The organism is Amphibiibacter pelophylacis, from assembly GCF_037688875.1.
Taxonomy (GTDB): domain Bacteria; phylum Pseudomonadota; class Gammaproteobacteria; order Burkholderiales; family Burkholderiaceae_C; genus Amphibiibacter; species Amphibiibacter pelophylacis.
Genome location: NZ_JAWDIE010000007.1, coordinates 86,079 through 103,979, shown reverse-complemented (window position 1 = coordinate 103,979; position 17,901 = coordinate 86,079). Strand labels below are relative to the sequence as shown.

At 68.1% G+C, this 17,901-nt stretch carries 15 protein-coding genes; 5 read left to right on the top strand and 10 right to left on the bottom strand.

The annotated features are described in order from the left end of the window. Nucleotides 1–29: 29 nt before the first annotated feature. A complete protein-coding gene (locus RV045_RS06120) occupies nucleotides 30–2,078 on the bottom strand; it encodes a sigma-54-dependent Fis family transcriptional regulator (protein WP_423234887.1) in 2,049 nt (682 codons plus the stop codon). Between the two features lie 290 nt (nucleotides 2,079–2,368). Between RV045_RS06120 and exaC the strand changes: the two genes are divergently transcribed. Then, nucleotides 2,369–3,889 carry an acetaldehyde dehydrogenase ExaC gene (exaC, locus tag RV045_RS06115; protein ID WP_423234886.1) on the top strand — a complete coding sequence of 507 codons (1,521 nt, stop codon included), beginning with the start codon at nucleotides 2,369–2,371 and terminating at the stop codon, nucleotides 3,887–3,889. A 51-nt stretch (nucleotides 3,890–3,940) separates the two neighbouring features. Further along, nucleotides 3,941–4,318 (top strand): DUF779 domain-containing protein, encoded by a 378-nt coding sequence (locus RV045_RS06110; RefSeq protein WP_423234885.1) that lies wholly within the window; start codon nucleotides 3,941–3,943, stop codon nucleotides 4,316–4,318. Here the strand turns inward: RV045_RS06110 and RV045_RS06105 are convergent. Next, nucleotides 4,294–4,725, bottom strand: coding sequence for a signal peptide prediction (locus RV045_RS06105; protein ID WP_423234884.1), 432 nt, complete (start codon nucleotides 4,723–4,725; stop codon nucleotides 4,294–4,296). The two genes, RV045_RS06110 and RV045_RS06105, sit on opposite strands and share 25 nt — an antisense overlap. A gap of 44 nt (nucleotides 4,726–4,769) precedes the next feature. Between RV045_RS06105 and RV045_RS06100 the strand changes: the two genes are divergently transcribed. Both RV045_RS06100 and RV045_RS06095 read left to right on the top strand, forming a co-directional pair. Further along, nucleotides 4,770–5,219, top strand: a complete 450-nt coding sequence (locus tag RV045_RS06100) for a LexA family protein (RefSeq protein WP_423234883.1) — start codon at nucleotides 4,770–4,772, stop codon at nucleotides 5,217–5,219. Further along, on the top strand, nucleotides 5,219–6,562 hold the full coding sequence (locus tag RV045_RS06095; protein ID WP_423234882.1) for a Y-family DNA polymerase: 1,344 nt from the start codon (nucleotides 5,219–5,221) through the stop codon (nucleotides 6,560–6,562). The genes RV045_RS06100 and RV045_RS06095 overlap by 1 nt, the downstream gene beginning before the upstream one ends. Nucleotides 6,563–6,616: 54 nt before the next feature. Here RV045_RS06095 and RV045_RS06090 read toward each other — a convergent pair whose 3' ends face one another. Beyond that, nucleotides 6,617–7,651 (bottom strand): sulfate ABC transporter substrate-binding protein, encoded by a 1,035-nt coding sequence (locus tag RV045_RS06090; protein ID WP_423234881.1) that lies wholly within the window; start codon nucleotides 7,649–7,651, stop codon nucleotides 6,617–6,619. A 106-nt stretch (nucleotides 7,652–7,757) separates the two neighbouring features. Further along, entirely contained in the window at nucleotides 7,758–10,166 is a 2,409-nt protein-coding gene (locus tag RV045_RS06085; protein WP_423234880.1) for a Tex family protein, read from the bottom strand. 134 nt (nucleotides 10,167–10,300) lie between these two features. On the opposite strand from RV045_RS06085, the gene ychF reads away from it, so the two are divergent. After that, the gene (ychF, locus tag RV045_RS06080) at nucleotides 10,301–11,392 is read left to right on the top strand and encodes a redox-regulated ATPase YchF (protein ID WP_423234879.1); all 1,092 of its coding nucleotides are present in this window, start codon (nucleotides 10,301–10,303) and stop codon (nucleotides 11,390–11,392) included. Nucleotides 11,393–11,404: 12 nt separating this feature from the next. On the opposite strand, the gene RV045_RS06075 is transcribed toward ychF, so the two are convergent. From RV045_RS06075 to narH, 6 genes are all read right to left on the bottom strand, one after another. Next, on the bottom strand, nucleotides 11,405–12,073 hold the full coding sequence (locus tag RV045_RS06075) for a response regulator (RefSeq protein ID WP_423234878.1): 669 nt from the start codon (nucleotides 12,071–12,073) through the stop codon (nucleotides 11,405–11,407). A gap of 44 nt (nucleotides 12,074–12,117) precedes the next feature. After that, nucleotides 12,118–14,088: a type IV pili methyl-accepting chemotaxis transducer N-terminal domain-containing protein gene (locus RV045_RS06070; protein ID WP_423234877.1), complete on the bottom strand. Its 1,971-nt coding sequence runs from the start codon at nucleotides 14,086–14,088 to the stop codon at nucleotides 12,118–12,120. Between the two features lie 92 nt (nucleotides 14,089–14,180). Then, nucleotides 14,181–14,939 (bottom strand): peptidylprolyl isomerase, encoded by a 759-nt coding sequence (locus RV045_RS06065; RefSeq protein WP_423234876.1) that lies wholly within the window; start codon nucleotides 14,937–14,939, stop codon nucleotides 14,181–14,183. A gap of 14 nt (nucleotides 14,940–14,953) precedes the next feature. Beyond that, nucleotides 14,954–15,637, bottom strand: coding sequence for a respiratory nitrate reductase subunit gamma (narI, locus tag RV045_RS06060; RefSeq protein WP_423234875.1), 684 nt, complete (start codon nucleotides 15,635–15,637; stop codon nucleotides 14,954–14,956). Beyond that, nucleotides 15,634–16,323 (bottom strand): nitrate reductase molybdenum cofactor assembly chaperone, encoded by a 690-nt coding sequence (narJ, locus tag RV045_RS06055; protein WP_423234874.1) that lies wholly within the window; start codon nucleotides 16,321–16,323, stop codon nucleotides 15,634–15,636. The genes narI and narJ overlap by 4 nt, the downstream gene beginning before the upstream one ends. A 10-nt stretch (nucleotides 16,324–16,333) precedes the next feature. Then, entirely contained in the window at nucleotides 16,334–17,896 is a 1,563-nt protein-coding gene (narH, locus tag RV045_RS06050) for a nitrate reductase subunit beta (RefSeq protein WP_423234937.1), read from the bottom strand. Between the last annotated feature and the right edge of the window lie 5 nt (nucleotides 17,897–17,901).

Here is a 17,901-nt window from a genome sequence, read left to right as displayed (position 1 = left end):
TGTGGTCTTTTCGGTGAGCAGTCGAACTCTTATGCATTTCCCCCAGCCCGCCACCGGTACACCGTCTGGCGGCTGATTCCGAGCTGGCGGGCGGCGGCGGAGACATTGCCCCGGGCGTTTTCCAGCGCGCGGGCCATGACCTGGTCGGACAGCTCGCGCAAGGTGCGCGGCGAAGCGCTGGCGGCGGCGTGGACGTGCTCGCTGCCGGGCGGCGGGTGCGGGGCTGCGCTGTCGGGCTGGGCCAGGGCCTCGTCCAGCCAAGCGGGCGGCAGGTGGTGCAGGTCCAGAAGGGGTTCGTGCGCATCGCGCAGCGCCAGCGCGGCGGCCAGCACGCTGCGCATCTGGCGCACATTGCCCGGCCAGGGGTGGCGCTGCAGGGCGGACTGCAGCGCGGGAGACAGCCCGACGCTGGTCTCGCCTTGGGCTTCTTCCCCGGCTTCGGCCTGAAGCTGGGCGACCAGGCTGTGCGCCAGCGCGATGCGGTCGCTGCGCTGACGCAGCGCGGGCAGCGTCAGCGTGACGCCCTGGATGCGGTAGTAAAGATCTTCGCGGAAACGCCCCTGCGCCACCTCGCGCTGCAGATCGCGGTGGCTGGCGCACAACAGGGTGAAATCCACCCGCACCGCTGCGCCGCTGCCCAGCGGCTGCACCTCGCGGTCCTGCAGCACGCGCAGCAGGCGGGCCTGCAGGGCCAGCGGCATGTCGCCGATCTCATCCAGGAAGAGCGTGCCGCCGTGCGCCTGGCGGATGCGGCCGGTCGCGCCCTGGCGGCTGGCACCGGTGTAGGCGCCGCCGGTGTAGCCAAAGAGCTCGGCCTCGATCAGCCCCTCGGGCAGCGCCGCGCAGTGGATGGGCACAAAAGGCCCGGCCGCGCGCGGCGAGACAGCGTGCAGCGCGCGCGCAAACACCTCTTTGCCCACGCCCGATTCGCCCGCGATCAGCAGCGGCACTTGCCGCGCGATCAGGCGGCGACCCTGGCGGGCGGCTTCGCGCCAGGCGGCGTCGCCACTGTCCAGCACGGCCAGCGCATCGGGGGGATGGGCCGGGGCGGTTGGCGCAGGCGGGGCGCTGGCGCGCGACGTCGCCTGGGCCGAGGCGGCGTGCAGCGGCGGCTCGCAGGCTGGGGCGTGGACGCGAACGAACAGGCGCTCCGGCCGGTGCAGCGCCTCACCCGCTGCGCTGCTGGGCGCGAGCTGCCGGGGCTGGCCGCCACGCGCCAGGGCGATCAGATCGCCGATGCGCGCCTCCAGAACGCGGTCCAGCGCCAGTCCGCCGATGTCGCGCTGCTGCAGGCCCAGCAGCGCCAGCGCGCGGCGGTTGGCGCCGACGATCCAGCCATCGGGCGATACCGCCAGCAGCGCCTGATCCACCGAATCCAGGCCCTCTGACGTGGGGTGCAGCTGCAGCAGCAGGTGCGGGCTGGCTCCGGCGCGCATCAGGCTGTTCTCGATCAGGCCCGCGGCCAGGGTCACCAGACCCAGGCTGTGCGGCAGGCGTCCGCGCGGATCGCCCGAAATGTCCAGAATGCCCAGCAGTTCGCCCGTGGGCGAGGCGATGGGCGCAGCGGCGCAGGTCAGGCAGGCGTGGCGGTCCAGGTAGTGTTCAGCGCCGTGGATTTCCACCGCCTGGCTTTCGGCCAGCGCCGTGCCGATGGCGTTGGTGCCGCGCCAGGATTCGTGCCAGGACGCGCCGGGCAGCAGGGCCACGCGCTCGGCCTTGCTGGCGAAGGCGGTGCTGCCGCGCGTGTGCATGAGCACGCCCAGCGGATCGGCCAGCACGACCAGGCTCTGGCCGACCTGACCCATCAGGTGGTCCATGACCGGCAGGGCGTGGCGGATCATGTCGTGGTGGCGGCTGCGCAGGCGCTGCAGCTCGGGGCCGCTGGCGTTGTCGGGCGGCGCCAGGCGGCCCATGGGGCTCAGGCCCGCATCGAGCGAGCGGCGCCACGAGCGCAGCAGCTCCGGCGTGAGGCCGGGCATGCTCGGCGCGTCGGCGCTGAGCTGCGGGGACGCACCGTGGTCCAGCCACTGCCGCCGCCACTGGCGCAGCGGGCCGGATGACGCAAGGGATGCACGCATCGCTGTCTCCTGCAGGCCATCTGTCGCAGCCTGTTCGGACCAGTGTAGTGGCAGACCACAAACCCCCCACCGCAACGGGACTGGCGCAGTGGCAACTGTCACAGAAAGTGACACCCGGCCGGACACCCGGCCCGGCCGCTGTTGCGCCCTGTGACAGTTACGCCCCGCTTCGCAGCCGCCGCACAGGGCAGGGCTGCGCTGGCACGGCCCTTGCAATGATTCTGCATGGGCAGGCCGCTGCCCCCAGACTGCCACTGAGCACAACAGACCATAACCCCCGGAGACCCACCATGATCTACGCCGCACCCGGCTCGGCCGACGCCAAAATCCAGTACCAGGCCCGCTACGACAACTTCATCGGCGGCCAGTGGCGTGCGCCGGTCAAAGGCCAGTACTTTGATGTGATCACGCCCATCACCGGCAAGCCTTACACCCAGGCCGCGCGCTCGACCGCGGAGGACATCGAGCTGGCGCTGGACGCCGCCCACGCCGCCGCCGACGGCTGGGGCAAGACGCCACCCGCCGTGCGGGCCAATATCCTGCTGAAGATCGCCGACCGCATCGACGCCCACCTGGAGCGCCTGGCCTACGCCGAAACCGTGGACAACGGCAAGCCGATCCGCGAAACCCTGAACGCCGACATCCCGCTGACCAGCGATCACTTCCGCTACTTCGCGGGCTGCGTGCGGGCGCAGGAAGGCGCGCTGTCCGACATCGACGGCGACACCGTGGCTTACCATTTTCACGAACCGCTGGGCGTGGTCGGCCAGATCATCCCGTGGAACTTCCCCATCCTGATGGCGGCCTGGAAGCTGGCCCCGGCGCTGGGTGCGGGCAACTGCGTGGTGCTCAAGCCCGCCGAGCAGACGCCCATCAGCCTGCTGATCCTGATCGAGCTGATCGCCGATCTGCTGCCGCCTGGCGTCCTGAACGTGGTCAACGGCTATGGCCGCGAGGCGGGTTTCCCGCTGGCGACCAGCAAGCGCATCGCCAAGATCGCCTTCACCGGATCGACCAGCACCGGCCGCGTCATCGCACAGGCCGCCGCCAACAACCTGATCCCGGCCACGCTGGAGCTGGGCGGCAAATCGCCCAACGTCTTCTTCGCCGACATCATGGAGCGCGACGACGGCTTCCTGGACAAGGCCGTCGAAGGCCTGGTGCTGTTCGCCTTCAACCAGGGCGAAGTCTGCACCTGCCCCAGCCGCGCGCTGATCCACGAATCGATCTACGACGGGTTCATGGCGCGCTGCCTCAAGCGCATCGCCGCCATCACCCAGGGCAACCCGCTGGACGCATCCACCATGATCGGCGCGCAGGCCTCGCAGGAGCAGCTGACCAAAATCACCTCCTACCTGGAACTGGGCCGCCAGGAAGGCGCCGAGCTGCTGATCGGCGGCGAGCGCGCCCTGCTGCCGGGCGATCTGGCGGGCGGCTATTACGTGCAGCCCACGGTCTTCAAAGGGCACAACAAAATGCGCCTCTTCCAGGAAGAAATCTTCGGCCCCGTGCTGGCCGTGACCACTTTCAAGGACGAGGCCGAAGCGCTGGCCATCGCCAATGACACGCTGTACGGCCTGGGCGCGGGCGTGTGGAGCCGCAACGGCAACGTCGCCTACCGCATGGGCCGCTCCATCAAGGCCGGCCGCGTGTGGACCAACTGCTACCACGCCTACCCGGCGCACGCGGCGTTTGGCGGCTACAAGGAATCGGGCATCGGCCGCGAGACGCACAAGGTCATGCTCGACCATTACCAGCAGACCAAAAACCTGCTGGTCAGCTACAGCGAGAACAAGCTGGGCTTCTTCTGACCGCCTGCCGCCCGACCGCCCGATCGCCCCAAAGCCTGAAAGGAGACCGCCATGGTGGACCGCGTCATTGCGACCGAGGCTGCGCTGCAGCTCATTGCCGAACTGCACCGGGAGCATGGCGCGCTGATGTTCCACCAGTCGGGCGGCTGCTGCGACAACAGCGCCGCCAACTGCTACCTGCCCACCGACCTGACCATAGGTCCGCAGGACGTCCTGCTGGGCCACGTCGGCGGGATGCCGTTTTACATCGGCAAACTGCAGTACGACTACTGGAAGCACACCCAGCTGATCCTGGATGTGATCGACGGCCATGGCGGCACGTTCTCGCTGGAAGGCAGCACGGGCAAGGCCTTTCACACGCGCTCGCGCCTTTTCACCGATGAGGAATGGGCGAGCGTGCGCGATCAGGTCGAGCGGGACCTGGCCTGATCGCTATCGGGCGCTGATTGCGCCACAGCCTGGCGCTCGAAGCGGTTGCCCGCGTGCGCGCCCTGCCCGCGCCACCAGGACACCAGGCTGGCCAACGGATAGGCCACAAAGAAGAAAATCCCCAGCCGCTCGTACTGGCGCACGTGCACACGCTCGTGCGCGCGCAGCACGGCCAGCAGCTCGTGGCTCTGCCCCAGGATCACATGGCCGAAGGTGATGCCGCCAAAGCGCAGCCGGTGCACCCAGCGCGGCAGCTCGTACTGGCGGGCACGCAATGCGATCTCCAGCGTCGGCCCGACGCGCCGCACACTGCCGCCCAGCGCCAGCAGCGGCAGGCCCAGCACCAGGCCCACCGCGCTGCAGGGCAGGGGCCAGAGGATGCGCCATAAAGCAGGAATGGGGTTCATGGGAGAAAGCATAGCGCGGGATAATGGATTGCCTGAGGATCACCATGACCACCACCGTCCACCGCATCGCCAGCACCGACCCGGTTCTGGTCCAGCTGATTGAATCCAGCCGCGTTCCAGCGGGTTTTCCCTCGCCTGCGGCCGACTTTGACGTGCGCCCCATCGAGTTGCGCGATCTGCTGACCGATCACCCCGAGGCGACCTTCTTTCTGCGCGTGTCGGGACGGTCGATGGAGGGCGCGGGCATTTTCGACGGCGATGTCGTCGTCGTGGACCGATCACTGGACGCGCAGCACGGCGACGTGGTCGTCGCCATCCTGGACGGCGAACTCACCGTGAAACGCCTGCACCAGCGCGACGGCGTGCTGCGCCTGGAGGCACACGGCAGCGAAGGCCCCAGTTTCGAGCCGCAGGAGGGCTCGGAGTGGCGGCTGTGGGGCGTCGTCGTGACCAGCCTGCGCCCGCACCGCGCGGGCCGTTTGAGGAGCCTGTGATGTTCGCGCTGGTCGATGCCAACAACTTTTACGTCTCGTGCGAGCGCGTTTTCCACCCGCGCCTGGAAGGCCGGGCGGTGGTTGTGCTGTCCAACAACGACGGCTGCGCCATTTCGCGCTCCGACGAGGCCAAGGCGCTGGGCGTGCGCATGGGCCAGCCCATGCACGAGCTGCGCGACCTGGAGCGCCGGGGCGATCTGGTCGCGCTGTCGGCCAATTTCGAGCTGTACGGCGATCTCAGCCACCGCCTGATGACCGTGCTGGGCGACATGGCGCCCGGGCAGGAAATCTACAGCATCGACGAGACTTTCCTGGATGTCAGCGGCCTGGCGGACCGCCCCGCGCTGGGTCTGGCGATGCAGCAGCGGGCGCAGCGCTGGACCGGTCTGCCGGTCTGCATCGGTTTCGGGCCGACCAAGACGCTGGCCAAGCTGGCCAACCACATTGCCAAAAGCGCCGCGCGCAAGCCCGGCAGCTATCCTGCCAAACTGGCCGGCGTGTGCGACATGGCGGCGCAGAGCCCGCGCCAGCAGGCCATCCTGCTGGACGCCACGCCGGTGGCCGAGGTCTGGGGCGTGGGCCGTCGCCTGGCGCCGCAGATGGAAGCGCTGGGGCTGCGCACGGCGCTGGATCTGGCCCGCGCCGACGCGGGCGTGCTGCGCAAGCGTTTCAGCATCGTGCTGGTGCGCACCGCCCGCGAGCTGGCGGGCGAGCCCTGCCTGCCGCTGGAAGACGCGCCGCCGCCCACCCAGCAGGTGATGTTCAGCCGCAGCTTTGGCCAGGCCGTGACCGACAAGGCCGTCATGGCCGAAGCGCTGATGGCCTTCACCGCCAGCGCTGCGACGCGGCTGCGTGCGCAGGGCCTGTTCTGCAGCGCCGTGCACGTGATGATGCGCACCAGCCCTTTCCGCCCGAACGATGCGCAGTACCGCGCCGCGCTGACCGTGCCGCTGGACCCGACCGACAGCAGCCCGCGCCTGGCGGGCGCCGCGCTGGCCGCGCTCGATGCGCTGTGGCGTCCCGGCTTCGACTACCGCAAGGCGGGCGTGATGCTGCTCGACTTGCGCCCTGCCCAGGCGCCTGCGCAGGCCGACCTGTTCGCGCCGCCGCCCCAGCCGCCCAGCGCGGCCATGGCCGCCATCGACGCCATCAACCGCCGCTTCGGCCGCGACACTGTCACCCTGGGCCGCACCACCACAGGCGAGGTCCGCGACTGGCAGATGAAACAGGCCCGCCGCTCGCCGCGCTACACCACGCGTCTGGATGAGCTGCGGGTGGTGGGCGGTGATGCAGAGCAATCTGCAACCGTAAACAAGGGATTAGCCCAGGCGTTCAGACCCTGAGAAGCGCATCCTGTCGGCGCATTTTGTGGGGGTTCACTTCCGGGACGGGGTGGGCTAGCGCGCAAAAATTGCATCAAACGTCCCGCCATCCACAAAATGCGTCCGGCTGGCCTTGTCCCAGCCGCCGAAGGCCTGATCGATGGTGAACAGGTTCAGCCTGGGCAGCTGTGCGGCGTACCTGGCCTGTGCCTTGGCCGAGATCGGGCGGTAGAAGTTTTTGCCGATGATGTCCTGCCCCTCGTCGCTGTAGAGGTATTCCAGGTAGGCGGTGGCGACGGCGCGCGTGCCTTTTTTGTCCACGTTGCGGTCAACCACCGTCACCGCCGGTTCGGCCAGGATGGACAGCGAGGGGTAGACGATGTCGAACTTCTGCCCGGCCTCCTTGTCCAGCAGCCAGGCCTCGTTTTCCCACGCGATCAGCACGTCACCCTGGCCACGCTGGCCAAAGCTGATGGCTGAGCCGCGCGCGCCGGCGTCCAGTACCGGCACGTTGCGATAAAGCCTGCGCACGAAATCGCGCGCCTTGTCCTCGCCGCCGTACTTGCGCTTGGCGTACTCCCAGGCGGCCAGGTAGTTCCAGCGCGCACCGCCCGAGGTTTTGGGGTTGGGCGTGATGACCTTGATGTCCGGTCGGACCAGGTCGTCCCAGTCCTTGATGCCTTTGGGATTGCCCTGGCGCACCACCAGCACGATGGTCGATGTGTAGGGCGAGCTGTTGTGCGGCAGGCGCTTTTGCCAGTCCGGCGGGATGAGCTTGCCGATGCGGGCCAGCTCGTCGGTGTCACCGGCCAGCGCCAGCGTGGCGACGTCGGCGTCCAGCCCGTCCAGGATGGATCGCGCCTGCTTGCCCGACCCGCCATGCGACTGGCGCACGCTCACGTCCTGGCCGGTTCTGGCCTTCCACTGGCGGGCGAAGGCCTTGTTGAATTCGTCGTAAAGCTCGCGCGTCGGGTCATAGGACACATTGAGCAGCGTCACCGGCGCGGGCTGCGCCTGCGCGCTCAAAGCGGGCAGGCCGGTGACGGCCAGCGTGGCCGCAAGGGTGACAAGACGGGTTACGGCGCGGTGAAACTGGCGGCGGTTGGTCATGGCGGCGATCCAGAATGTGAGTGGTTGCACAAGCGAATCTGCATTCTGGATGCGCCGAATGAAAACTAAAAGAAATAGTTTTTCATTTGTAAATGACATTTTGGCATTAACGACGGCCTTGCTGCAGCTTGGCAAACGCCGCCGCCATGGCGCTTTGCGGCGCGGCTTCGCGAGGGCGGCTGGCCGGGGCGCGGTCAGAGCTGCGTGGCCCCCGGCTGTCCGGGCCCCGGCCTTCCGGGCGCTCGCCGCTGCGTGGTCCGGACTGGCGCGGCCCGGACTGGCGCGGCGCCTCGGCGTCCAGGCGCAGCGACAGGCCGATGCGCTTGCGCGGCAAATCGACCTCCAGCACGCGCACGCGCACGATGTCGCCGGTTTTGACCACCTCGCGCGCATCGCTGACGAATTTGCTGGACAGCTGGCTGACATGCACCAGCCCGTCCTGGTGCACGCCCAGATCGACGAAAGCGCCAAACTGCGCCACGTTGCTCACCGTGCCTTCCAGCACCATGCCTTCACGCAAGTCCTTGATATCGCTCACGCCGTCGTTGAAGCGCGCCACCTTGAAATCCGGGCGCGGGTCGCGACCGGGCTTGTCCAGCTCCTGCAGGATGTCTTTCACGGTCAGCAGACCCACGCCGCCATCGGCCAGCAGCTCGGGCTTGACGCGGGCCAGCACGTCGCTGCGGCCCATGACTTCGGTGATGGGCTGGCCGAGCTGGCCCAGCAGTTTCTCGACCACCGGATAGGTTTCGGGGTGGACGCCCGTCATGTCCAGCGGGTTGCTGCCGCCCCTGATGCGCAGAAAACCCGCCGCCTGCTCGAACGTGCGTGGCCCAAGGCCGGTGACTTTCAGCAGCTGCTGGCGGCTGTCAAACGCGCCGTGGGTGTCCCGCCAGGCCACGATGTGCCCGGCCACCGTGCCGGACAGCCCCGACACGCGCGCCAGCAGCGGCGCCGAAGCGGTGTTCAGATCGACGCCGACCGCGTTCACGCAATCCTCGACCACGGTGTCCAGCGTGCGCGCCAGCGCGCTCTGGTTGACATCGTGCTGGTACTGGCCGACGCCGATGCTCTTGGGATCGATCTTGACCAGTTCGGCCAGCGGATCCTGCAGGCGCCGCGCGATGCTGACCGCGCCGCGCAGGCTGACGTCCAGGCCAGGCAGCTCTTTGCTGGCGAACTCGCTGGCGGAATAGACCGAAGCGCCCGCTTCGCTGATGACGATTTTCTGCAGCGCGGGCGCGCCGTCCAGCTGCGCAACGCGCTCGATCAGGTCGCGCGCCAGCGCATCGGTTTCGCGGCTGGCGGTGCCGTTGCCGATGGCGATGAGCTGCACGCCGTGCTGCGCGCACAGGCGCGTCAGTGTGTGCAGCGCGCCGTCCCAGTCCTTGCGCGGCTCGTGCGGGTAGACGGTGGCGGTGTCCAGCAGCTTGCCGGTGTCGCTGACCACGGCCACCTTGACGCCGGTGCGGATGCCGGGGTCCAGCCCCATCACCACGCGCTTGCCCGCCGGGGCGGCCAGCAGCAGGTCGCGCAGATTCTGCGCAAAGACCTGGATGGCGACTGTTTCGGCCGATTCGCGCAGGCGGGTGAAGAGATCGCGCTCCAGGCTCAGGCTGAGCTTGACCTTCCAGGTCCAGGTGATGGCGCGGCGTATGAAATCGTCGCCGGGGCGGCGGCTGTGCTGCCACTTCAGGTGGCGCGCGATGCGCATGTCGGCCTCGGATGGCGTTCCGGCCGCAGCCGCGGGGCGCTGGCCGGGATGGCCCTCGGGCAGGCCTTCGGCGGTCGTCAGGCGCGCGTCCAGCACCTGCGCCTGGCGGCCCCGGAAGACGGCCAGCGCGCGGTGCGAGGGCACTTTGTGCAGGGGCTCGGAATAGTCGAAATAGTCGCGGAACTTGGCCACGTCCGCCGCGTTTTCGTCGCTGGCGGCGGTGCGCTGCGACAGCAGATAGCCTTCGTTCCACAGCCACTCGCGCAGGCTGCCGACCAGCGCGGCGTCTTCGGCCCAGCGCTCGGCCAGCAGGTCGCGCACGCCGTCCAGCACGGCGGGGGCGTCGGCAAAACCGCCCTCCACGTTGATGAAGGCGGCGGCCTGCGGCAAAGGATCGAGCTGCGGGTCGGCGACCAGGCGGTCGGCCAGCGGCTCCAGCCCGGCCTCGCGGGCAATCATGCCCTTGGTGCGGCGCTTGGGTTTGAAGGGCAGATAGAGGTCTTCCAGCTCCTGCTTGGTGGCGGCCTGGCTGAAAGCGGCCAGCAGCACGGGCGTCATCTTCCCCTGTTCTTCGACGCTGGCGATGACGCTGGCGCGGCGGCTTTCCAGCTCGCGCAGGTAGACCAGGCGGGTTTCCAGCTCGCGCAGCTGCGTGTCGTCCAGATTGCCGGTGACTTCCTTGCGGTAGCGCGCAATGAAGGGCACGGTGGCGCCGCCATCCAGCAGCTCGACGGCGGCCTGCACCTGAGCGGGACGCACCTGCAGTTCCTGGGCGATCTGGGCAATGATTTTTTGGGTCATGTCAGCAAGTTTGGGGCCAGAGAAGGGGGCGACTTTGCCACAGATCGGCGCCGCTTCCGTCCCGCCTGACGCTACAGCGGCACGGTAAAATGACAGATTGCACGCGGCGTTGCCGCAATCTCCCAAGGAACACCATGAGCCTCAAATGCGGCATCGTCGGTCTGCCCAATGTCGGCAAATCCACCCTGTTCAACGCGCTGACCCAAGCGGGCATCGCCGCCGAGAACTACCCGTTCTGCACCATCGAGCCCAATGTGGGCGTGGTGGAGCTGCCTGACCCGCGCCTGGCCGCCCTGGCGGAAATCGTCAAGCCCGAGCGCGTGCTGCCGGCGGTGGTCGAATTTGTGGACATCGCGGGCCTGGTGGCTGGCGCCTCGAAGGGCGAGGGTCTGGGCAATAAATTCCTCTCCCACATCCGCGAGACCGACGCCATCGTCAATGTGGTGCGCTGCTTCGAGGACGGCAACGTGGTGCACGTCAATGGCCGCGTCGACCCGATCTCCGACATCGAGGTGATCCAGACCGAGCTGTGCCTGGCCGATATGGGCACGGTGGAAAAGAGCCTGCACCGCTACAACAAGGTGGCCCGCGCGGGCGACAAGGAAGCCATCGCTCTGGTCAAGGTGCTGGAAAAGTGCGAAGCCGCACTGAACGAAGCCAAGCCGGTGCGCACCATTGATTTCAGCAAGGAAGAGCGGGTTCTGCTCAAGCCCCTGTGCCTGATCACGGCCAAGCCCGCCATGTTTGTGGCCAACGTCTCGGAAGACGGCTTCGAGAACAACCCCTTCCTGGACCGCCTGAAGGACTACGCGGCCGCGCAGAACGGCCCTGTCGTGGCCATCTGCGCCAAGACCGAGGCCGAACTGTCCGAAATGGAAGACGAGGACCGCGCCCTGTTCCTGGCCGAAATGGGCCAGGACGAGCCCGGCCTGAACCGTCTGATCCGCGCCGCTTTTGGCCTTCTGGGCCTGCAGACCTACTTCACCGCCGGGGTCAAGGAAGTGCGCGCCTGGACCATCCACAAAGGCGACACCGGCCCGCAGGCCGCTGGGGTGATCCACACCGACTTTGAGCGCGGTTACATTCGCGCCCAGACCATCGCCTACGAGGACTTCATCACCTACAAGGGCGAGCAGGGGGCCAAGGATGCGGGCAAGATGCGCGCCGAAGGGAAGGAATACGTGGTGAAGGACGGGGATGTGATGAACTTTCTGTTCAACGTCTGATTCGGCCCATACTCACCCCCCCGCCTGCGTCAGCCCATGCTCCACCGCATAGACCGCGACCTGGACGCGGCTGGTGAACTGCAGCTTTTTCAGCACATTCTGCACGTGGATTTTCACGGTGCTCTCCGCCACGTCCAGGCGGCGGGCGATTTCCTTGTTGCTTTCGCCGCGCGCCAGGCCGGCGACGATATCGCGCTCGCGCGGGGTCAGGCGGTCGAGTTCCGAACCGGACGCGGGGGCGGGTGCTGCGGCAGGCGGACCGGCCCGGACCTGCTCGACCAGCTTGGCGGTCAGGCTGTCGGCGATCACCGGCTCGCCGCGCGCGGCCTTGCGGATGGCGTCGTAGAGCGCGTCGGCGTTGATGTTCTTGACCAGAAAGCCGCGTGCGCCGCTGCGCAGGGCATGGCCCAGCTCGTCGGCGTCTTCGCTGACGGTCAGGATGATGACGGCGGCGGCGGGCACGTCCTGGACCAGCAGCTGCAGGGTTTCCAGCCCCGACAGGCCGGGCATGTTCAGATCGAGCAGGATCACGTCCGGCTGGCTGGCCTTGGCGCGTTTGAGGCCTTCCAGGCCGTCACCGGCTTCGGCCACCACCTCGAAATCGGGCTGGCGGGCCAGCAGCTGGCGCACGCCGGAGCGGAACAGGTTGTGATCGTCGATCAGCAGGATGCGCAGGGTCATGGGGTTCTCGAAAAAAAGATCGGGACAGATCGGGGCAGGGCGCTTCAGGCCGTCTGGCGGGCATGGGCGGGCAGCAGCAGGTGAACTTCGCAGCCCTGTTGCGGCTGGCTGATCAGGGTCAGATGGGCGCGGATGCGGCGGGCGCGCTCGTGCATGATGGTCATGCCGACGTGCGATTCGTCGCGCTGCGCGACCTCCAGCGGGTCGTAGCCCTGGCCGTCGTCGCGGATGGACAGCTCGAAATCGCGCCCGTTGACCACGCGCACGCGCACCGTGTGGGCCTGCGCGTGCTTGCGGATGTTGGACAGCGCTTCCTGCAAAATAAACAGCACCTGGAGCTGCTGCTCGGGCGGCAGCGGCGCGCCGTCGCCATCAATATCCAGCGCCACCGACAGCCCGGTCTGGCGCCGGAAGCGCTCCACCGTGTCGCGCAGACCGTCGGCCAGTTCGCCCTGTTCCAGGCGGCTGCGGAAGTTGCTCAGCAGCTCGCGCACATCCTGGTAGCTTTCCTCCACGCCGGTGCGCAGCAGCGGAACGATCTCGCTGATTTCGTCCAGTCGCCCGTCGCGCGCGGCGCCGTCCAGCATCTGCACCTGCAGGTTCAGGAAGTTCAGCCCCTGCGCGATGCTGTCGTGCAGCCCCTGTGCCAGCAGCTGGCGCTCCTGCGCGACGGCGAGCTGGCGCGCCTTGGCGCCCAGACGGCGGTTGTCCAGCGCCACGCCGAGCTGCTGGCCCAGCGTTTCCAGCATCTGCGCCTCGGACGGCGTGACGTCGCGCGTGGTGCGAAAGTGCAGCGAGAACGATCCCAGCACCTCGTTGGCCATGACGATGCGGAACACCGCCAGGCTGGCAAAGCCGCTTTTCTGGCAGGGAAACTCCACGCTGGGCGCGCGCGGCATCTGGCGGAAATCGCGGATCACGACCACGCCCTGCTGCGTCGCGCGCCCGCACAGGCAGGCGTCAACGGGCATGCAGTGCTCGCGCTCGGTCAGGCCGTCGTCCAGGCCGGTCGAGACGACCAGGTGCAGTTTGTCGCCTTCCGGATCGATCACGCGGATACTGCCGCCTTCGGCGCCGAACTGGCGCTGCACGCGTGCAAGGAATCCCCGGCACAGGGCTTCAATGTCCATGGACTGGTTGAGAAATTCGGCCATGCCGAACAGCGCTTCCAGCTCGCGGTTCTGGGTGGCGAGCTGCCGGGTTTTTTCGGCCACACGCGCTTCCAGCCCCAGATACAGGCCGGACAGCTCGTCGGCCATGCGGTTGAAGCCGACCGCCAGCTCGCCGAATTCGTCGCGGCTCTCCACGGGCAGGCGCACGTCGAACTGGCGCTGGCTCATGCGCTGCAGCCCGCCCTGAAGCTGCTGCACGGGCGCCAGGATCCACAGGTAGAGCAGGTAAATCATGGTCAGCGTGCCGCAGCTGGCCAGCAGCAGCAGTGCCGCCTGCGACAGGCGCAGCAGCGAGGTCTTGCGCGTGTTGTCGGCCTCGATCAGGCGCACCAGGCGGTCGGCTTCGGCGACAAAGCCCGGCAGCGAGGCCAGGTAGGCGCCGCCGCCCTGGCCGGCCAGGGCGCGCGCCAGATCGGGCTGCATCTGCTGCTGCCACAGCTGCACCACGCGGTGGAACTGCTGCTGAATCTGGCTGTCGCTGGGCAGGAACAGCGGGCGTGCAGGCACGCCGCGTTCCAGCCGCGCCAGCGTCGCTTCCACGTCGTCGCGGCCCTGGCGCGCCTGCGGCGTGCTGGCTTCGCCCTGCAGCAGGGCCACACCAATGCCGTTGGCACGCATGCGCAGGCTGCCGGTGTCGTTGATGGCGGCGGCGGCGCCTTCCAGGTTCCAGGACAGCCACAGCGTCCAGCCGATCATGGCCGCGACGGTGATCAGCGCCAGCAGCGTGGTGGTGACGATGCGCGTGGAGAGGCGGTCGCGGCGGCGCTGCAGCGGGGGCGACGCCACCGCTGCAGCGGCAGCGCCGGGATCAGCAGAGGAATCGGCCGTCAGGGTGGAGGACATGCGCGGGCCCGCAGGCAATCAAAACGCTGAGCTTAACGCGACACGGCCCGGCCAGTCGCCCGAAATTCCGGGGTCCGCGATGCCTGAATCGCTTACTGCACCAGCGGGGTGTCGCTGCCCGCCAGGTCCAGGCCCTGGACGCTGGCGCGGCCGACCAGCACCTGCACGAACTGGCGCCAGGCCAGATCGCGCTGGTGCGCCTGAAGCGCTTCGCGGATGCGCGTGTGCAGGGCCTCGAAGGGCAGCCGTTCGCCCTCGACGCGGTGCGTCACGCGCACCAGGTGCAGGCCAAAGCGCGTTTCCAGCACGCGCGGCAGCAGCGTCCCGGCGGGCAGGGCGAAGACGGCCTGCTCGAACTCGGGCACCGTGTCGCCCCGGCGCAGCTGGCCCAGGCTGCCGCCCGTGGCGCCGGACGGGCAGTTGGACAGCTCGCGGGCGCGCTGGGCGAAAAGGCCGGGATCGCTCTCCAGCCCGGCCTGCAGTTCGGCCAGCGTGTGCGCGGCCAGCGCGCGCAGCGTTTCCAGCGGCACCGAGGGCGTCACCTGGAAGAGGATGTGATCGGCCTCGATCAGCTCGCCGCTGCGGCACAGCGCCGGGTTGCGGGTGTACCACTGGCGGCAGGTGGCCTCGTCGGCCTCCAGCAGCGGCACCTGGTCGTCCAGCAGGGCGGCCAGGGTGGCTTCCTCGTCGTCCTGCTTCAGGCCAAGGCGGGCGGCCTCGTCCAGCAGGATGTGGCGCAGCGCCACCGCCGTCGTGGCGGCTTTCAGGGGGTGGCTGGCGCTGGCGTGGGCGGGCAGCTCGGCTTCGATCTCGGCGTCGGTCAGCTCGTGACCGTTGATGACGATGGGCATGGTCGCTTTCGGGTTCAGCGCGGACGCACCAGCTGCCAGGCGCGGCCCAGATAGGCCAGGGCGCCAAAGCCGCTCCACACGTGCACGAGGCGGGTGAAGGGGAAGATCACAAACAGCGTCATGCCCATGAACAGGTGCAGCTTGAAGATGATGCTGGCGTCTTCGACATAGCTGGCCGCATCGCCGCGCAGGGTGACGATGCGCTGCGCCCAGCTCATCAGCTGGACCATGGCGTGGCCGTCCAGGTGACCGGCGGAGACGGGAATCGTGCTCAGGCCCAGCAGCAGCGTGATCAGGATCCAGACCAGCAGCAGCTTGTCGCTGAAGCGGCTGGTGGCGCTGATGCGCGGGTCGCTCCAGCGGCGGTGCATCAGGATCAGCAGACCGGCCAGGCCAGTCAGGCCCATGATGCCGCCCGCCAGCATGGCCACGCCCTGCTTGAAGCTGTGGCTCACGCCCAGAAAGTCCCACACCGCCAGTGGCGTCAGCAGGCCGACCAGGTGGCCGAAGAACAGCCCCAGCACGCCGATATGAAAGAGGATGCTGCCCAGACGCAGCTGCGCCGGGCGCAGCATCTGCGAGCTGTCGGATTTCCAGGTGTACTGCTCGCGCTCGAAGCGCGCCAGGCTGCCCAGAAAGAACACCGACAGCGCGATGTAGGGGTAGATGCCGAAGAAAAACTGGTGGACGAGGCTCATGTCATGCTCCCTTGAGCGTGGGCCGGGCGGGCCGGACGGGCAGAACGGGGGTGGAACTGGACGGGGTGCAGGCCGCCTGCAGCGTGGCCGGGCTTGAGCAGCGGCTCGATGCCGTCCACGCCGGGGCCGAAGGTCTCCATGGCTTCATCCATGTCGCGCACGGGCGCTACTTCGGGCGGCTGGGGGACCACGTCGGTCAGGCTGCGCAGCGCGGTGAAGACGGCGGCGTAGGGGCTTTCGTTGCGCGCCAGCCGCTCGCCGATCCCGGCCAGCACATGGATGGCGTCGCCCAGCAGGCCGCTGGCTTCGGCCTCGGGGACGAGGCTCAGGAACTCCAGAAACAGCGGCACGTGGTCGGGCAGCTCGGCCATGGCGGGCTCGAAGCCGTGGCGCTGGTACTCCTGCAGCAGATCGACCATGGCCTGGCCGCGATCGCGGCTTTCGCCGTGAATGTGCTCGAACAGGTGCAGCGCATGGCCGGGGTTGCGGTCGAAAGTGGCCGTGTAGTTTTCCTGCAGATCGATCAGGCTGTGGCCTTCGCGGTACAGAAAGCCCAGCAGCGGCTCCAGCGGCCCGGCCAGCGCAGGCAGCTGCTGCAGCGCGGCGCGGATCTCGCCCTCGGCATCCAGCAGCTCCTGGCCGGGGTAATCCAGCAGGACGGATAGCAGTCGGTAAGACGTGTTCATGGTGATGTCCTCAGCTCTGGGCGCGGGCTTTGCGCGACTTGGGCATGTCGGCAAACACCACGCTGCCCTGGGGCTTTTTGCCGAACAGCGAGCCCTGCGACGTCCCGCCCGAGCAGCCGTTGCCAAAGGTGAAGCCGCACGAGCCCTTGTCGTTGAAGCTGTCTTCCACCATTTCCTTGTGGCTGCTGGGGATGACAAAGCGGTCCTCGTAGTTGGCGATGGCCATGGTCTGGTACATGTCCTCGACCGTGGCGGCATCCAGGCCCACACGCTCGATCACGGCGGCGTCGCCCGCGCCGTGGACCACCTCGCCGCGCTTGTAAGCGCGCATGGCCAGCATGCGCTCCAGCGCCAGCGTCACCGGGGCTTCCTTGCCCGCCGTCAGCAGGTTGGCCAGGTAGCGCACGGGAATGCGCAGGCTCTTCACGTCGGGGATGATGCTGTCGCCGCAGGTGCTGTGCGGCATCTGGCCCTGCTCGAAAGCGGCCTGGATGGGCGACAGCGGCGGGATGTACCACACCATGGGCAGCGTGCGGTATTCCGGGTGCAGCGGGAAAGCGACCTTCCAGTCCATTGCCATTTTGTAGACGGGCGATTTGCGGGCCGATTCCAGCCAGCTTTCAGGGATGCCCTGGCGGCGCGCTTCGGCGATCACTTCAGGATCGTGCGGGTCCAGGAAGCACTGCAGCTGGGCCTCGTACAGATCCTGCTCGTTGGCCACGCTGGCGGCGGCTTCGATGCGCTCGGCGTCGTAGAGCAGCACGCCCAGGTAGCGGATGCGCCCGACGCAGGTCTCGGAGCAGACGGTCGGCTGACCGGCTTCGATGCGCGGGTAGCAGAAGGTGCACTTTTCGGCCTTGCCGCTCTGCCAGTTGTAGTAAATCTTCTTGTAGGGGCAGCCCGAGATGCACATGCGCCAGCCCCGGCACTTGTCCTGGTCGACCAGCACGATGCCGTCGTCCTCGCGCTTGTAGACCGAGCCCGAGGGGCAGGAGGCCACGCACGCGGGGTTCAGGCAGTGTTCGCACAGGCGCGGCAGGTACATCAGGAAGGTGTTCTCGAAGGTCGAGTACATCTCCTTTTGCACGCCCTCAAACAGGGCGTCGCGGCTGCGCGAGGCGAACTCGCCGCCCAGATCGTCTTCCCAGTTGGGGCCCCATTCGATCTTGTCCATCTTCTGCCCGGTGATCACCGAGACCGGCCGCGCCGTGGGCGGGGTCTTGCTCAGCGGCGCCTTCTGCAGGTGCTCGTAATCGTAGGTGAAGGGCTCGTAGTAATCGTCGATGGCCGGCAGGTTGGGGTTGGCGAACAGGTTGGCCAGGATGCGCAGCTTGCCGCCCTGGCGGGGCACGAGGCGCCCGGCGGCGTTGCGCATCCAGCCGCCTTTCCATTTGCCCTGGTTTTCCCATTCCTTGGGATAGCCGATGCCGGGCTTGGATTCGACGTTGTTGAACCAGGCGTACTCGACGCCGTCGCGGCTGGTCCAGACGTTCTTGCACGTGACCGAGCAGGTGTGGCAGCCGATGCATTTGTCCAGGTTCAGCACCATGCCGACCTGGGCGCGGATTTTCATGGGTC

Coding starts and splice junctions, on each gene's coding strand:
- RV045_RS06120 (WP_423234887.1), bottom strand. CDS start 2,078: ATGCGTGCATCCCTTGCGTCATCCGGCCCGCTGCGCCAGTGGCGGCGG.
- exaC (WP_423234886.1), top strand. CDS start 2,369: ATGATCTACGCCGCACCCGGCTCGGCCGACGCCAAAATCCAGTACCAG.
- RV045_RS06085 (WP_423234880.1), bottom strand. CDS start 10,166: ATGACCCAAAAAATCATTGCCCAGATCGCCCAGGAACTGCAGGTGCGT.
- narI (WP_423234875.1), bottom strand. CDS start 15,637: ATGAGCCTCGTCCACCAGTTTTTCTTCGGCATCTACCCCTACATCGCG.
- narH (WP_423234937.1), bottom strand. CDS start 17,896: ATGAAAATCCGCGCCCAGGTCGGCATGGTGCTGAACCTGGACAAATGC.
- RV045_RS06100 (WP_423234883.1), top strand. CDS start 4,770: ATGACCACCACCGTCCACCGCATCGCCAGCACCGACCCGGTTCTGGTC.
- RV045_RS06095 (WP_423234882.1), top strand. CDS start 5,219: ATGTTCGCGCTGGTCGATGCCAACAACTTTTACGTCTCGTGCGAGCGC.
- RV045_RS06105 (WP_423234884.1), bottom strand. CDS start 4,725: ATGAACCCCATTCCTGCTTTATGGCGCATCCTCTGGCCCCTGCCCTGC.
- RV045_RS06065 (WP_423234876.1), bottom strand. CDS start 14,939: ATGCCCATCGTCATCAACGGTCACGAGCTGACCGACGCCGAGATCGAA.
- RV045_RS06070 (WP_423234877.1), bottom strand. CDS start 14,088: ATGTCCTCCACCCTGACGGCCGATTCCTCTGCTGATCCCGGCGCTGCC.
- narJ (WP_423234874.1), bottom strand. CDS start 16,323: ATGAACACGTCTTACCGACTGCTATCCGTCCTGCTGGATTACCCCGGC.
- ychF (WP_423234879.1), top strand. CDS start 10,301: ATGAGCCTCAAATGCGGCATCGTCGGTCTGCCCAATGTCGGCAAATCC.
- RV045_RS06110 (WP_423234885.1), top strand. CDS start 3,941: ATGGTGGACCGCGTCATTGCGACCGAGGCTGCGCTGCAGCTCATTGCC.
- RV045_RS06075 (WP_423234878.1), bottom strand. CDS start 12,073: ATGACCCTGCGCATCCTGCTGATCGACGATCACAACCTGTTCCGCTCC.
- RV045_RS06090 (WP_423234881.1), bottom strand. CDS start 7,651: ATGACCAACCGCCGCCAGTTTCACCGCGCCGTAACCCGTCTTGTCACC.